The sequence below is a fragment of the Paenibacillus sp. FSL F4-0122 genome, from assembly GCF_038002845.1.
Lineage (GTDB): Bacteria > Bacillota > Bacilli > Paenibacillales > Paenibacillaceae > Paenibacillus_AQ > Paenibacillus_AQ odorifer.
In genome coordinates, this window is the sequence record NZ_JBBODI010000001.1 from 6,051,316 (window position 1) to 6,066,194 (window position 14,879).

13 protein-coding genes are annotated in these 14,879 nt (G+C 40.3%); 2 read left to right on the plus strand and 11 right to left on the minus strand.

Annotated elements, in window-relative coordinates; translation table 11 throughout:
- Positions 1 to 34: 34 nt before the first annotated feature.
- The 9 genes from MHH49_RS26385 to MHH49_RS26425 form a co-directional block, all read right to left on the minus strand.
- Positions 35 to 1,255, minus strand: coding sequence for a GNAT family N-acetyltransferase (locus MHH49_RS26385; RefSeq protein ID WP_036677937.1), 1,221 nt, complete (start codon positions 1,253 to 1,255; stop codon positions 35 to 37).
- Between the two features lie 94 nt (positions 1,256 to 1,349).
- The gene (gene nhaC / locus MHH49_RS26390) at positions 1,350 to 2,717 is read right to left on the minus strand and encodes a Na+/H+ antiporter NhaC (RefSeq protein ID WP_076222563.1); all 1,368 of its coding nucleotides are present in this window, start codon (positions 2,715 to 2,717) and stop codon (positions 1,350 to 1,352) included.
- Between the two features lie 214 nt (positions 2,718 to 2,931).
- Positions 2,932 to 3,558 carry an HAD family hydrolase gene (locus tag MHH49_RS26395; protein WP_036677941.1) on the minus strand — a complete coding sequence of 209 codons (627 nt, stop codon included), beginning with the start codon at positions 3,556 to 3,558 and terminating at the stop codon, positions 2,932 to 2,934.
- 58 nt (positions 3,559 to 3,616) lie between these two features.
- Positions 3,617 to 5,098, minus strand: coding sequence for a DUF4179 domain-containing protein (locus MHH49_RS26400; RefSeq protein ID WP_036677943.1), 1,482 nt, complete (start codon positions 5,096 to 5,098; stop codon positions 3,617 to 3,619).
- A gap of 17 nt (positions 5,099 to 5,115) precedes the next feature.
- On the minus strand, positions 5,116 to 5,613 hold the full coding sequence (locus tag MHH49_RS26405; RefSeq protein WP_076099359.1) for an RNA polymerase sigma factor: 498 nt from the start codon (positions 5,611 to 5,613) through the stop codon (positions 5,116 to 5,118).
- A gap of 166 nt (positions 5,614 to 5,779) precedes the next feature.
- The gene (locus tag MHH49_RS26410; RefSeq protein ID WP_076222565.1) at positions 5,780 to 8,164 is read right to left on the minus strand and encodes a polyprenyl synthetase family protein; all 2,385 of its coding nucleotides are present in this window, start codon (positions 8,162 to 8,164) and stop codon (positions 5,780 to 5,782) included.
- Between the two features lie 76 nt (positions 8,165 to 8,240).
- Positions 8,241 to 9,011 (minus strand): flavodoxin family protein, encoded by a 771-nt coding sequence (locus MHH49_RS26415; RefSeq protein WP_076099278.1) that lies wholly within the window; start codon positions 9,009 to 9,011, stop codon positions 8,241 to 8,243.
- 166 nt (positions 9,012 to 9,177) lie between these two features.
- Positions 9,178 to 9,744, minus strand: a complete 567-nt coding sequence (cysC, locus tag MHH49_RS26420) for an adenylyl-sulfate kinase (RefSeq protein WP_036677951.1) — start codon at positions 9,742 to 9,744, stop codon at positions 9,178 to 9,180.
- 35 nt (positions 9,745 to 9,779) lie between these two features.
- The gene (locus MHH49_RS26425; RefSeq protein WP_341138655.1) at positions 9,780 to 10,859 is read right to left on the minus strand and encodes a saccharopine dehydrogenase family protein; all 1,080 of its coding nucleotides are present in this window, start codon (positions 10,857 to 10,859) and stop codon (positions 9,780 to 9,782) included.
- Between the two features lie 128 nt (positions 10,860 to 10,987).
- On the opposite strand from MHH49_RS26425, the gene MHH49_RS26430 reads away from it, so the two are divergent.
- Positions 10,988 to 12,073 carry a helix-turn-helix transcriptional regulator gene (locus MHH49_RS26430; RefSeq protein WP_341138656.1) on the plus strand — a complete coding sequence of 362 codons (1,086 nt, stop codon included), beginning with the start codon at positions 10,988 to 10,990 and terminating at the stop codon, positions 12,071 to 12,073.
- 78 nt (positions 12,074 to 12,151) lie between these two features.
- Here the strand turns inward: MHH49_RS26430 and MHH49_RS26435 are convergent, their stop codons facing one another.
- Positions 12,152 to 13,675: an MDR family MFS transporter gene (locus MHH49_RS26435; protein WP_076222572.1), complete on the minus strand. Its 1,524-nt coding sequence runs from the start codon at positions 13,673 to 13,675 to the stop codon at positions 12,152 to 12,154.
- Between the two features lie 276 nt (positions 13,676 to 13,951).
- On the opposite strand from MHH49_RS26435, the gene MHH49_RS26440 reads away from it, so the two are divergent.
- Positions 13,952 to 14,374: a MarR family winged helix-turn-helix transcriptional regulator gene (locus MHH49_RS26440; protein WP_172628892.1), complete on the plus strand. Its 423-nt coding sequence runs from the start codon at positions 13,952 to 13,954 to the stop codon at positions 14,372 to 14,374.
- Positions 14,375 to 14,455: 81 nt separating this feature from the next.
- Here the strand turns inward: MHH49_RS26440 and MHH49_RS26445 are convergent, their stop codons facing one another.
- Positions 14,456 to 14,797, minus strand: a complete 342-nt coding sequence (locus tag MHH49_RS26445; protein WP_076144192.1) for a DUF1801 domain-containing protein — start codon at positions 14,795 to 14,797, stop codon at positions 14,456 to 14,458.
- Positions 14,798 to 14,879 lie beyond the last annotated feature (82 nt).

The following is a 14,879-nucleotide window of genomic DNA, read 5'->3' on the forward strand; positions in this document are numbered from 1 at the left end:
AGAACAAAAAAGCACACTCATTAGAGTATGCTTTTTAAAAATAATCAGAGAAATAAGGATGTTCTGGCCTGATTAACCCTTCCAAGAACTGAACTGTTGCTTCATCTGCCTGGATCCGACCGATCCTAGCCAAATAGGTAGGTCGCTTATAGCCCATTAACATCGTGGTTAAAGTAGGAATGTCAATCAACAAGGAAGGGTTAGTCCCTCCTGCGTGCAAAACACCTGTTCCATCTTTATCCACATTAAGTGTAAATGTACCCCGGTTCCATTCCAGCATCGGATCACTCAAGGTGAAGATAAGGCAACCCTCTTTATCCTGTTTTTTAAACGGATACTGTTCGATAAATAATTGCACATCCACTATCCGGGCCATAAAATAAGGAGCAATGGTTTCCTTGATGTCACCATCATCTAAAACGAAGGAAAGCGGCTCCCCTTTATAAATATCCCCTTTGACAAGAGTAATCATCGAAAAATGTGCACTTATAAAGTTCCATAATCCCACCCGAGCTTCTTCGTTGATATAAACCATTTCTTTGATATAAAAGATCTCCTCAGCAACCCAATACAACAGATACCCTGTGGGCAAATCATCATTGTTATAATAGATGCCTACCGTCATTTCATCCAGATCCCAGCGTAAATATTCTTCCCAAGCCAACTTATTTCGAAGCATAGCTCCATGATGCTGCATGGAGAACTGATCATATATCTCCTTGATATCCGGATGTTCAATAGTTACCCGCTCCACGTTCCCAGGAACTTTTTTAGTTTTCGGCAGCTGGGTATCCGGAACTTCAAATGAGATTTTATCGGTAATGATCTCCCAGCCTTTCCGCCTATAATATGGAATGGAATACGGAAATAGATAAGAAATTGATTGCTTGCGGCCCCGCATTTTAGTTAATGCATGCAGCATCAGCTTATTCATTAAACCTAAATTAGCATATTCGGGATAGGTTCCAACACCCGTCAGGCCACCCATCTCATAAATTCGCCCAAAAATATTTACTTGAAATGGGTATACTGCTAACTGTGAAATCAATTTATCACCATCAAACCAACCGACTACATCAGCATACTTTAGAACTGGCAGCTTCGCTTGGGTGATTTCACGATTTTCCCAACCAAAGATTTGTAAATCACGATTCGTCACTTGAAATACATAACGTAATAAATTATTAAATTGCTCTGCATGTTTAGTCTCGACATTTGCTAACCTGATTCTATCCTGCAACTTATTGCGACTCACTATCAATACCCCCGCTGAATTACCCAGATATAAATCAGAAATCACTCTTATTATTCTTTATATCCGTTCAATAAATACATTCTTTCAGAGAAGGTTAGCCTAACGAGTTCTTTTGCAGCTTCGGGATCAAAGCATACGCAAACGTGATGAATGGGCTTAACCACAGAAGGGTGGCATAAGGTATATATTCAATTACCGGTACACCTAGTGTAGCAGCGAAAAAAGCACCGCTAACTCCCCAAGGAATTAAAGGATTAACAAGGGTTCCACAATCCTCTAACGTACGGGATAGTGTCTTTGCTGGAATGCCGCGGCGATTATATTCATCTTTGAACATTTGACCGGGCAACAAAATAGAAAGATACTGTTCACCAGTCATCCCATTAACCGCAATGGATGATGCGCCGCTCATAAGCACGATACTGCCTTTACGTTTGAGGGGTTGAATGATTTTGCGAAAAAAAGCCTCTATGACACCACAATGTTGTATTAGTCCGCCTAATGATAAAGCAATCAAGATAAGTGAAACGGAACTCATCATTGATTGCATTCCACCTCGGTTAACGATAGAAGCAACGGTTTCATTGGCAATAGTACTTTCGTATCCATTCTGCATCACACTGAACCAGACACCGATTTCTGCCTGCTGCTGAATAATAGCGGTCACCAGAAGACCAGTGACAATGCCAACCATCAGTGTAGGAAGGATTGGGATTCGTTTGATTGAGCAAATAATAACGGCAAGTGGTGAGATCAACGTTAACCAGTGAATACTAAATCCATCCTGTAGAGCAAACTTAATCCCCTGAATCGACGATAAATCAATCGCATCGGCTTTTGGTGCGAACAAGAAAAAGACAGTAGTTATAATAAGCGCTGGAATCGTTGTGTACATCATATTACGAATATGTGTGAACAAGGATATACCTACCACTGCAGGTGCGAAATTTGTAGTATCAGATAAAGGAGACATTTTATCACCAAAACAAGCTCCACAAATAATCGCTCCAGCAGCAAGTGTTGGAGAAATCCCTGTCGTCAAAGCAATACCCATCAAAGCTACACCAATCGTGCTAACGGTGGTGAATGAGCTTCCAGTAAACATAGAGACGACAATTGTGACATATAACGCGCTTACTGCAAAGTAGTTCGGATTAATATAATCCATACCATAAAATAAAAGTGTAGGCACCGTACCACTCATCATCCATACAGCGATCAATATTCCGATTAGCATGAGGATAAGAATGGGCATTATAGCTGTTTGTATGCCTTTGATGATAGCAGCCTCAATATCTTTCCATGACACGCCAAATAAACCCAATAAGACTGCTGTGCCAACTGTGGTTGCGAGAAGCGGGATATGAGGTTCTGCTTTTAATAGGAAAATAGATACAAAAAGAAATGCAAGAATAAAGGCGATGATAATCATACTTTTTGAAAAACTAAGCTGACGGTCCATAACGATAGTGCTCCTTAACATTGTGATTGGGATAAAATCCGAAGAATGCGGCGCTTCCTTACTTTTAAGCTTTTAGGCTTTTGGGCAATGAAGCACAGAGGTAATATTAACGATAAGAAAGAGAAGAGTCAATGTTAAGAACATACAATGAAGGTATTTCCATTAAAAAACAGAGGGCAAAATGCCGCTCTGCTTTATATTCATCCTATTCACTTTACAATTGCAGCTTTAAAATATCCTGCGGAGTTTCAAATTTATATTTCGCGGGAATATGCTCATGCTGTTTGCATCCCCATAAAGCTAATCCAAAATCGACACCAGCATCTCGTGCACATTCATAATCATAAATCGTGTCCCCTATGTAAATAGATGATTCAGGGTTTGCTTTTGATACTCTAATAAATTCTAGCAAGGGGTCTGGATGTGGCTTATGCTTTGCTGTATCTTCTGCGATAACGGTATATGATAAATATTTAGTTAAGCCAAATGGAACGAAATCGTCATTTAGCTCATCTCTTGTCTTGGAAGTCACAATTCCTTGAACGATCTCTTTTGACTGTAATGAACTCATTACATCTACAATTCCGTCAAAGATGTTAATAGTATCATAGAAATCTTTCATGTAAACATTCCATCTCTCATTGCCCTCATGAATATCTTCGATCCCAAGTTGCGGTAATGAAGCTGAACCTGGAATACCTAACACAAAATTAAGCTCTGACAATTCATACTCTTTGTTGTGATCCACCTTTAACATCTTTTGCAGAGAACTCAAAACAGCAATTTCTGTATCAATTAAGGTTCCATCCACATCAAAGATTACAGTGTTATATTTACGCATAACTACCTCCTATAGGATTACAACAAATACAAGATTATTAATCGTTAAGCTTAATCTATTACTTAGAAAATAACTCTACGGCTTGCGTATCCATAATCGGATTGATATATTTCTCTAGCGTAATCGTTAGTGGTTGAGGATAATCTTTCGCTCCCTTTCCAAAAGTATAACGCATTTCATCCACGGCTGTACCATCCTTTGAAGTCATGTAGCCACCGAAGTTTCCTGCCGAAGTTGTTTTGATTGCTCTTTTATGCACATTTCCTTCCGCATCAGTAAAAGTCTCAGCAAGTCTAGTGTAGTATTTTAAATATTCGGCATCAGTAATTGTATGCCGTAACAAGATCTCTCCTTCATCTGCATAATTCTCTTGCGTTGGAGCAACAAGCTCAAGGCCGCTTCCCGGTGCTTCAATGATTTGCTGCTTATTGAGATCGACAACAATTTTCATTTTATTTTTTTCGACTGCCGAGATACCAAAGGTTTTTAATGAAACGGTGTCTGGCTGATGCTTTAGGCCGCTCTGGCTGTTCCTGAACACCAGCGTAAACTTGGTGTTGTCCGAATAGACTTCAGAATTGTCAGAGTTGACGATGTCGGGGTAAAATAATTTTTCGGTAGCACCCCCATTTGTACTAATCAGAACTGGATTAATCAATTGGAAAATTTGTTTATCATTGTTCAGATCATACTCCAAATCTGCATAGGTACTAAGCGGTGTATATTGCACTAGATTCACTTTAATCTTTTGCCCGTCAACTGTCAGCGTTTTATCCGTTTTTAGAATTCTTTCCTGTGCTTTGAGCATATCAGGATTAAGTTCGAAAGCAACATCCAGATTAGTCCGGTATTTATTACTACTGGATTGTAGCGCCTTATCTGAAGTTTCAGTGAGAATGACATTATAGTTTACTTCCTTTGGATATTTAATCGTTGGTGAAAGACTAGTGGTGTATATAAAATCCTTAGACTGGCCTGGTTGAATTCGGTTATCGCTGGCAAGCATACTTAGTGCAGCACCTTTATGTAGATTCGACTCCTGTATGCCTTCATATTGAAGCGCAAAATCCGCATGTATAACTTCTTTGTCTGTATTGTTCTGAACACTGTATAGAATATACACCTTCCTTCCATCTGTTACTGCACCAGTTACATCCACTCGGTACCCCTTGTTTTCCGCGCTCTGACCCACCGGCATCACGAGATTCTGTTCCAGAGCACTTGCAAGTGCTGGTTCTAACCTTGAAAATGAGCGATAAGCTGCAAAATCATCTGTATTTTTAGGGCTGGCGGTTTGAACTGAAGGTTGGGCCACTTCCTTGGCCGGTAATCCGATTGAAGAGTATGTAAATAATAGGGCTACGGCTGCAGCTGCAATCACTCCCAAACCTGCGGTATAAACACGGCGTTTCTCACGTTTTTTTCCTTCCATAATTCCCTTTCGCATCGCGTTATAAATTTTCATTTCCTGTAAAGTCTCAGTATTCTGATTCATTTCATCAACATTTTTCTGCAAAATACGATCTTCTTTATCTGTCACTCTGTTCACCTCCCATATCACTTCAGCACATTACGAAGCTGTTTAAGTCCCTCACGTAACCAGGTTTTGATTGTACCTTCTGGTTTTTCTAGCACTTTTGCGATTTCGATTGTAGTCATGTCATTGTAATATTTAAGAAGTACCACATGCCGATATTTGGGCTTTAACCTGTTCATAGCGCGTTCCAGATCAATCCGGTCGTTGCTTTTCATTTCCTGAGTTGCAACCTCTGCTAGCTTCTCCGTAGGAATCACTCGTTTTTTTCGTCGTAGTTCATCCATACAGCAATTGATCGTAATTCGAATCAACCAAGGTGTAAATGACTGTTCATCTTTAAGCTTCTTACGTTTCATCCAGGCCCGACATGAAGCCTCTTGTACAACTTCTAACGCGTCCGCTTCTGTTCGTAGATAACTATAAGCGACGGTGTACATTTTCCGATGCTCCACATACAGGCGTTTAAAGAAAACTTCCTCATCCATACGGGCAAAATCAACCATTCTGACCTCGTCCATCGTCCTATCCACCACTCACTACACCCCCTCTTTTTTTGTCAGTGTCGGTATTAGGATAAAGTCATCGTTCTGATGTTCTTATAAGTAAGACGGAGCTGAACGTAAAAACGATTGATTTTTTTCATAAAAAAGTGCTGGCAAAGATGCCAACACTCCATTTTCATATTTATCGATCACGATTAACCATATAATTCAATAGATGTTTTAAAAAATTGATATTGCGGGGGATCTCTTTTAACGCCTCCATGGCAAGACAATAGTGCTCCCACATCTCTTTTCTAGCACCTTCTGAACCCAGAATGGATACAAACGTTGCATTGTTATTCTCAACATCCTGCCCTGTCGGCTTACCTAGTAATTGTAAATCCCCTTCCAAGTCGAGTAAATCATCTTTAATCTGAAAAGCAATCCCCGCATGATAAGCGAATTTCTTCAAATCTTCAATTTCTGTCTCCTTAACCTGTGCAAGAATCGCTGGCATAACTAGTGAAGCTTCGAACGCAATGCCCGTCTTATAGAAACAAATCATATTTAATTGCTCTAGCGTCAATGCTTTTCCTTTAGAATTCAAATCCATCGCTTGCCCCATGCAGGTATCTTCCGCCTTTTGAGCTGAATATTGCATTAAAGCAATTACGGATTTAGCATCGAATGTATGAAGGGATGCCTGTTCCTCAATCGACTTCTGAATTAGAAAGAGTCCTGTCAATTCCGCCGTAGCGCTATTATACACCTCATGTAGAGTTGAACGGCCTCTTCGAGTGGGGGCATTATCCTGAGAGGGCAGATCATCGAAAATTAAGGATGCAGTATGCATATATTCCAAAGACCTCAAAAGCGGCACAATTGCTGCGCTGTCTAATCCGTATTCGTTCACACCCATAACCCAAGTCAGGATAGGTCGTATTCGCTTGCCATCACCCTCTAAACTATAATTGGCTGCATCAATTAACATTTCTTTCATAGCTGGTGTCCCAACAGGTTTATTAATCGGCAATTGATTGTTGATTTCACCACGAACCTTTTGAATCGTATTGTGAAAATCCACCTTTTCCTGCTTGTTGTTTTTTAAATTCGTAAGCAGTTGATCTCTTAGTAGTTTGTCAAAAAAATCCACATCATCAGCTTTCAACACCATTTGCTGCACGAGATGATTAAATTCGGGTTGACCCGAAGCAAAGATCTCCATAATCTCTTTATACTTTTCAGTACCCACACGTTCTTTACAACGCTTCAAACCGTTAATTGCTCGATCTAGAATCACTTCACGGGTTTTGGCATCGGAGTGATATACGGAATGGATTAGATGAGAGATGACGGTCCAGTATAATTCAAAAGGGTTTATCAAATCTGAACGTTGATCACGGTATTTCAGAAAATAGGTATACGGCGTTACCGCTCCCTCTTTCATATCGTCAAACATATCCGCAAAATCATCAGCCAGTTGATTGTAAAGACCATAATAAAAAGTACGTTGATCAAATCCATCATCTGTAGGAGCACTAATAACGGATCGGACAATTAAACGGGAAGAAGAGGATTTTAAGATAATGGGGATATAAAGCTCTTCATTGGTGTATTTAGCGTTGGAAAGTTCCTTAACACGGTCCAGCTCCTGAGATTGAAAAAACACAAAGGATTGCTCGAAAAATATGTTCTGCATTTCTGGACGTTGATAGCTTTTAATATATTCGAAAGCTTCACTAAGCTCCGAATGTACGTATCGAATGAATTCCATGTTCTCTCCGGACCATTCTCCAAGCTCAGGCACAGATCTAGTAAGGATAGCGTCGCGTATCATGAGGGAATATTGCTCTTTTTCTTGAAGCGTTAAGACACTGGAATCGAGAAGATCATCAATAAAAGGGTAAGTCAGCCCATAAGAATAACCAAGTCTAATGGCTTCACTAAGCTTCTTAGAACGTTCCAAAGGTGGGGTACTCTCCCCCATTTCCTCCATTACATGCAGAATGACCCCGATAATGATCTTAATTAACTTACGCTGCGCTTGTTCGGCATTCATTTCCTGCGGAATATGGGTTGATACGTTCTTTAGCTTGTCGATCATCCAGATGGTGGCGGTCTCGACGCCTTCCTTTTGCGCCCAGCGATATACTCCTGCCAAGCTCATAAATTCCGATTGTTCTCTTATCATTGTTGAACCGTCTGGGATCAATTGAGATCTAATGTCAGCAACCATTCGCTTAATCCTGTTTTGTGTGTCAGGAGAATCCAAGGCTTTGCCCAGATCTCTCATATATAAATAGGAAACGCTCCGATCTAAATAATCATCCAATTTACCGGAAAGATTCAGCCACCCTATATACTTATGATAATCCTGAGAATCAGGTTTCCTCTTCCCTCTAGAGAAAAAGGACAACCATGAGCGGCGATGAATATGATGTTTTTTCCATAATTGAATATCTTCAGTCAGAGTAGATACATACGTTTTTTCTTTGAACTGCATATGCAGTGAAACAAAATACTGAGCCGCCCTCTGCTCGGCTAGCGAATAGGCTGAATCGGCATGATCGGTTAAATTTACATTCATAGGTGGATTACCTCAACTTCTCTTTTGGTTAATTGTCGGTCATGTTCATATCTTATACGGGGAAGTGTCTTTATGGTTACGAATTCTTCGCCATACGTTTCCCAATAAAGTCAAAGATCAGACCCGCTGTCCTTTTTATAGGACCCAATGAAACAGGATAATAATAACCAGACTCAAACCAGCCTTGTTCTTTGTAATACCGGTAATCCCTGGAATGATCATCAAGCATTGTTTTTATACTTGTACGTGACATTCGAAACAGCATTAACCTGAAAAATGAAGGAACCGGAGTCTTAGGTGACATGAGGTCCTTATAGAATCTTTCGGAGGCTTTCTTAATTTCTCTCGTCATTTTTTTCTGCGCAACTTCTGTTCTTGGTTCCAAAGTAGTCAAGACACAGCCTTTTGTGACTTGAAATCCGAAATTCTCGCCCATATTACTAAGATATTTTTCAATTTTGTTGCCTCCAAAGATCCCCTGATTGACAATAGCCGTGAAGGTTTTTCCGAAGAAACGAGGTCTATGAAATACAAAGGCAAGCCGATCCAAGAGGTTCTTCATCGGTGCCGATACATGAAATGCATAATTAGGGGTAGCGAAAATAACCCCGTCAGAATGAATCATTTTCTCCATCAATACATCACGATCATCCTTTAGTGGACAATACTCCTCACCTTTATTGAAACATATCTTACAGCCCCGGCAATATTCAAGCCGATAATCTTTTAAAAAGACATACTCAAATTCAATATCACCATATGCTTTTAAATTATTGCCAAATTCACAAACCGCTTCAAAGGTCGCATGCTTTTGCTGATTCCCAATAAATGCAGTAACTTTTTTCATTTGGAGTCCTCCATATATCGCATATTTTGAATAATCCCGATAAATATGAATGAATTTATTTTTGTTCATTCATATTGTAGCACCTTGATTCCCTTTATGCGATAAAATTCCATTTGAGAATGCAAAAAAAGAAGCCCTACTTAATTAGGCTTCTGTTAACTTCCCACTATATCTTTTTAGCGTAATTATGTGTAACAAAATCAACTAGCAGATTCACACTGCTCTCCATATCGTAAATCTCTGTGTCAACTGTCAATTCGGCATGTTTAGGGGGTTCATAAATAGCATCAATACCTGTAAACTCACGAATTTCACCTTTTCTAGCTTTCTTATACAACCCTTTAGGATCACGTTGTTCGCAGGTTTCTAATGAACATTGCACATAAATCTCTGCAAACTCGCCAGACTGAAAACGATATCTAATCGCTTCTCTAGCAGCTGAAGAAGGTGAAATCATCGGGACAAGCACTATAAAGCCAAGGTCCAAAAACATAGACGCTACTTCGGCCGCGCGCCGCATATTTTCTTTACGATCCTCTTCTGAAAAACCTAAATCGATATTTAAACCTTTTCTTAGCTGGTCGCCGTCGATCACAGCACATCTTATGCCTTGCTTAAACAATTCTTTTTCAGCTTGTTGTGCTAGTGTACTTTTTCCTGAACCTGATAATCCTGTGAACCAAAACACGCCCGCTTTATGACCGTTCAACAGCTCCCAATCTTTTCTATTCATTCTATGACGCCCCTTTCTATATGATTAATATTATACTAGTTTACCGCAGTCTTGAGAGAAATTGCTGATCCTAATTCCTTCTGTATATACGCTATATCAGTCAGCTGCTCAATATGGTAAACTCCACCTGGGGGTGGTGAATCATATAGATGTTTTGCTACTGCCGCTGTTACTTTTGCCGTAATGATAGATTGATTCTTTCCTTGTAATAAAAAATCCGCATGAAGTAATTTACCTTCTAAATTTCTTCCACTTGCCTCAACCTTAATAGCGAACCCATCATCCCCCAAATGCAGCCGCCCCATAGCACGAACAATTAAATTCTTCAGCCAGCCTATTTGCAGTAAGCGAACGGCTCCTGTTTTTTTCGTTATTGCCAGTATTTTAGTAACCATAGCTGAATCAAGACAAAATCGTGTGGAGATAGACGATGCTTTCAGTGTTCTGCTCAGTGTCTGTTGATCTGAGAATGGAAAACGGTAAGCATATCGATTACCCATCTTATCACCAAAATGATATAACCTTCTGTCTGTAAAGCTCTCCACCTCAACCTGGCGATTACCCTGCTTCACTTCGAACTTAGCTGCTAAACTGTCGACTGTCCATTCTAGCGCCGCTTTGCCATGAGAATCACCTAGTCCGAGCATAATTGCAATTTCTATCTCCTCGATCTGATCCATCTGCCGCTCTGCTTCAAGGGCCAGGAGATTAGTGATGCCGGGAGCAAGTCCTACACTTAAGACAGCACTTGACCCATTATCTTCAGCCTCTCTCTTGTATTTCTCAATTTCATTCAAAAACAAACCGTTCGCAGATACATCCACATAATGAATACCGCTTCGAAACACAGCTCTTACAAAATCTGTATCCGTTTGATCTAAGCACATAATGATTAATTTAACTCGTTCTAACTTATCAGTAGGTAAAGGATTATTAATATCCACCTGCATCGGCTTAATTTTCCCATCAGTTGCTTGACTGAATTGCTTTGCTTTTACAAGGCTTCGCCCTGCAGCATATACCTTTCCAGGATATTTTTTCTCTAAGATTTCACAAATGGTACGCCCTACATGGCCATATCCACCGACGACTACAATATCTTCTTTTCTCTGCATTTTATCACCGCATCCTATATAATAGAAATAATTAAGAACCATTCTCAATTATACGGATATGGTTTACTTTCACTATCCCATAAATGTGGGATACCTGTTTTTATACTCCATGACTAGAGGGCTTACCTATGAAAACCATAAGACAACTTAATCATATTAAACAACAAATCATAAGGTTCGGTGCTGTTTCTGATTCTTCACATAGCTACCGTACTTCATTACTGTCGATTTTACGCGATGCTGTCCCCTTTGATGCTGCCTGCTGTACCCATGTTGATCCACATACACTACTCTCGACAGGTGCAGTTACAGAAGATAACGTGGAATCCATTCATCATCACTTGTTCCAGATCGAATACGGTGAAGACGATATTAATCCCTATGTGCAAATGGTTCATAGTAAAGTGCACGTAGCTACTTTATATGAAGCAACCGAAGGGCAGCCAGATTTGAGTGCTCGCTATCAAAAGGTACTGTCTCCGGCAGGATTTGAGGATGAATTACGCGCTGTACTTGTTCATGGAGATGCGTGTTGGGGGTATCTGACACTTTACAGAAAGTCGGGTCAGCCTGTATTTTCGCGGGAGGATTGTGAGTGGATAGCCTTAATGCTTCCTGAGATTGCCGCAAGAATGCGGGCTTTCAGTCTTGAGTTGCCTGAGAGAAATCAGACTTGGCTGGAAGAAGATTACGGTTCCGGAATTGCTGTCCTTTCTGATCAACTAGTGCTCCTCTCCTCCAATCCTACAGCAGACCGCTGGTTAGAGAAACTTCGTTCATTAGAAAAAATTGATCACCATATCCTGCCACGTCCAATTCGGGCGGTGAGCACACAAGCAATCAATAGTCCCTCTGAATCTTCGGGGATGGCTAAGTCCTGTATCCGGATGTCAGAAGGACCTTATCTAGTGATCCGGGCTAGCCGGCTTCATGCATACGACGGTCAGACGCAAATCGCTATTTCATTCGAGCCTGCACGTCCAGCAGATATGCTTCCTATCATTGCAGAAGCGTATGATCTGACGAAACGGGAACAGCATTTACTTGAAGGAGTAATTCGTGGATTATCTACTAAAGAATTGGCTGCTGAGTTACATATTTCTGCTTACACGGTTCAGGATCATTTAAAATCCATTTTCGCTAAAGCAGGTGTCAGCAGCCGTAGAGAGCTTATCTGGCATTTACATTCTCGATATAGCATTTCAGAGAAATAGGATCGCCGAGCTTCTTATCAAAAAAGCCCAAGCCTTTATTAACAAAGGACTTAGGCTTTTATTTTATCTTTTATTTCCTTAATGCGATGCCGTAAATTCTTCCAGCTCAGAAGCAGGATCAAACTTCTCCCTGCTCATCACAAATGCTGCCATTAGAGCTATAACTGATGGAATAATCGCCCAAGCAAAGGTATGAACAAGAGAAGAAGATAATCCTTCGGTGATTTTATCAAGAACCTCAGAGGGAATTTTGGCCCGTGTGTCGGGAGTCAAAATTGTACTTGGATCACTTAGATTAACACCTTCTGGTGCCGCGCCTCCTTTACTGAACATGGAAGTTAATTTATTCGAAAAAATGTGACTTTGAATAATACCAAATACCGTAATACCAAGTGTCATTCCCAGCTCCCGTGTGAAGCTAAGTGTCGAACTTGCAGAACCCCGTTGTCTTGCTGTAAATCCATGAATCGCTGCATTGCTTAGAACAGAAAATGATGAACCTATGCCAAGACCCACCAGAAACATAAAAATAGTGACCATAAACCGGGAGGAGTCTGGTGTTAGTGTGGTAAGCAGAGCAATACCTGCAACAAGGAGTACTAACGTAGAAATCATGATCGTGCGATAATTAAATTTAGAGAGCATGAATCCTCCGCCAGCAGCAGTAATAACAGAACCAATCATCATCGGAAGTAGAACAAGCCCCGAATTTGTGGCAGACCCGCCAAGAACCCCTTGAATATAAATTGGAATGTACACCGAGGCTGTAATAAATGCCGCTCCGCTAAATATCGCCATAACATTACTCGTAGAATAGAGACGATTCTTGAACATGCCAAAGGTAATGATAGGCTCTTCTGCACGACGTTCGATAACAATAAAACCAATTAAAAACACAACAAAAGCCATAAACAATCCCAGAATCATTGTCGAGTCCCAAGCATATTTCTTACCCCCGAGCTCAATCGCAAACATGAGACAAAGGATTGAAGCTACAAGTGTAAAAGCCCCAAGATAATCAATTTTCTCTTTGGAATGCTCAACAGATTCTTTGTAGAAGAAAGCGATCATAAAGAATGCAATAACACCAATGGGTAAATTGATATAAAAGACCCAAGACCAATGAATATAATCCGCTATATAAGCGCCAATAAGGGGACCAAAAATACTGGAAATACCATAGGCAGCACCGAATAACCCCCCGATTTTCCCCCGTTTTTCTGGGGCCACTACATCGAACATAATCGTGAATGCAATAGGAACGAGTGCCCCTCCACCAATACCCTGAATTGCCCGATAAATACTAAGCTGGACAATAGAATTTGCCGTACCACATAAAGCTGAACCAATCATAAAGACAATAATACCGAAAATAAAAAATCGCTTACGTCCATACATATCCGATAATTTACCGAAAATCGGCATACCCGCCATCTCAGCTATCATATAAGCGGACGTAACCCACATCAATTTGTCAAAACCGCCAAGGTCACCTACAATGGTTCCCATTGCGGTTGCAAGTATAGTATTATCCATTGATGCCATAAGGGTGGCCAACAATAGAGCTACTATAATAACCCCAACTTTATTTTTCTTTTCCATGCTCCTTTTTCTCCTCCACTTTTCCCAAATGTTTAGTTCTACTCTAATTGTTAAAGGATTGTGCACAGGCTTCATTCCAAACCACGTGATGTTATATCCTTTGCAAATTAGTGAATAATTCGATAAAATCAAGACAATTAATTAGATGTTCATCAAGCATCTTGTTTATTAATTATCTTGACAATCAAGATATAAACATTTTAAAAGGAGGGTCCTCTTTTGTCAAGAGATCGACACAATCAAGTTACAATTCAGCAGGAAGACTTAACTTTACGCATGCGGGGCCTAGGCAGCCGAACGGTTTTGTATCAGCAAAAAGTAGCAACTTCTTTGGGGTTATACAATAACGATTTTCTATCTATAGATATCCTTCATGAAAAAGGTCCTATCACCGCCGGCGAGCTATCTAAATTAACTGGACTTACTACAGGCAGCATTACCACATTAGTTGATCGACTTGAAAAAAACGGCTTTGTTCGCAGAGAACATGACCCAAATGACCGTCGTAAGGTGATCATTGTCCCTTTATATGAGAATAACGAGGTTGGAAATGCCTACCTTCCTTTGCACACTAAGATGGTTAAACTGGCGTCTTCCTTTACTGAGCAGGAGCTTGAGTTGATAACAACATTTTTAGGCAAAGCAAGTACCATCCTGGAAGAGCAGATTCATTATCTCAGCACTACAACTAGTAACTAAAACTGTATAATCATCAAAAAAGGACGATATCCCATGAAGTCAAATGACTTTGAGATATCGTCCATTTAATATAAGTATGGATCAAAGAGATGCTGAAGCTTGAGCAACTAAAGAGACCAACTGTGCAGAATTAAATGTGTCTCCTTTTCGAAGCTTTAAGGTTTTCCTTTCAGGTGGTCCCTCAAATGCTCCCTCTGGAAGCGTTAGCTCGGTTGTATTAAAGATTACAAAGCTGACTGCGTCTTTTGATATCGAGATGGCCGCAGCGTATTTTCCATTTTTCAAAAAATGAGGTTTCTTATACTGAATACGTTCCTGCACATCCGGTATAGCCAGATGAACAACCTCACGTAGTGAGGTGGACAACTCCACCTGCCATGATTCTTTTAGCGCTTCAATAAAATCGATTACTTCCTGATTCATTTTTCATCTCTCCCTTTAAGTAATTAAATGGTTTGCCTGAATAAGCGCAGTAAGTTGTTTAACAAAATCAGGAGGTCCTTTG

Excerpts from the sequence above, each read along its gene's own strand:
- nhaC (WP_076222563.1), bottom strand. The coding sequence starts at position 2,717 with ATGGACCGTCAGCTTAGTTTTTCAAAAAGTATGATTATCATCGCCTTT.
- MHH49_RS26395 (WP_036677941.1), bottom strand. The coding sequence starts at position 3,558 with ATGCGTAAATATAACACTGTAATCTTTGATGTGGATGGAACCTTAATT.
- MHH49_RS26405 (WP_076099359.1), bottom strand. The coding sequence starts at position 5,613 with ATGGACGAGGTCAGAATGGTTGATTTTGCCCGTATGGATGAGGAAGTT.
- MHH49_RS26410 (WP_076222565.1), bottom strand. The coding sequence starts at position 8,164 with ATGAATGTAAATTTAACCGATCATGCCGATTCAGCCTATTCGCTAGCC.
- MHH49_RS26415 (WP_076099278.1), bottom strand. The coding sequence starts at position 9,011 with ATGAAAAAAGTTACTGCATTTATTGGGAATCAGCAAAAGCATGCGACC.
- cysC (WP_036677951.1), bottom strand. The coding sequence starts at position 9,744 with ATGAATAGAAAAGATTGGGAGCTGTTGAACGGTCATAAAGCGGGCGTG.
- MHH49_RS26425 (WP_341138655.1), bottom strand. The coding sequence starts at position 10,859 with ATGCAGAGAAAAGAAGATATTGTAGTCGTCGGTGGATATGGCCATGTA.
- MHH49_RS26430 (WP_341138656.1), top strand. The coding sequence starts at position 10,988 with ATGAAAACCATAAGACAACTTAATCATATTAAACAACAAATCATAAGG.
- MHH49_RS26435 (WP_076222572.1), bottom strand. The coding sequence starts at position 13,675 with ATGGAAAAGAAAAATAAAGTTGGGGTTATTATAGTAGCTCTATTGTTG.
- MHH49_RS26440 (WP_172628892.1), top strand. The coding sequence starts at position 13,952 with ATGCGGGGCCTAGGCAGCCGAACGGTTTTGTATCAGCAAAAAGTAGCA.
- MHH49_RS26445 (WP_076144192.1), bottom strand. The coding sequence starts at position 14,797 with ATGAATCAGGAAGTAATCGATTTTATTGAAGCGCTAAAAGAATCATGG.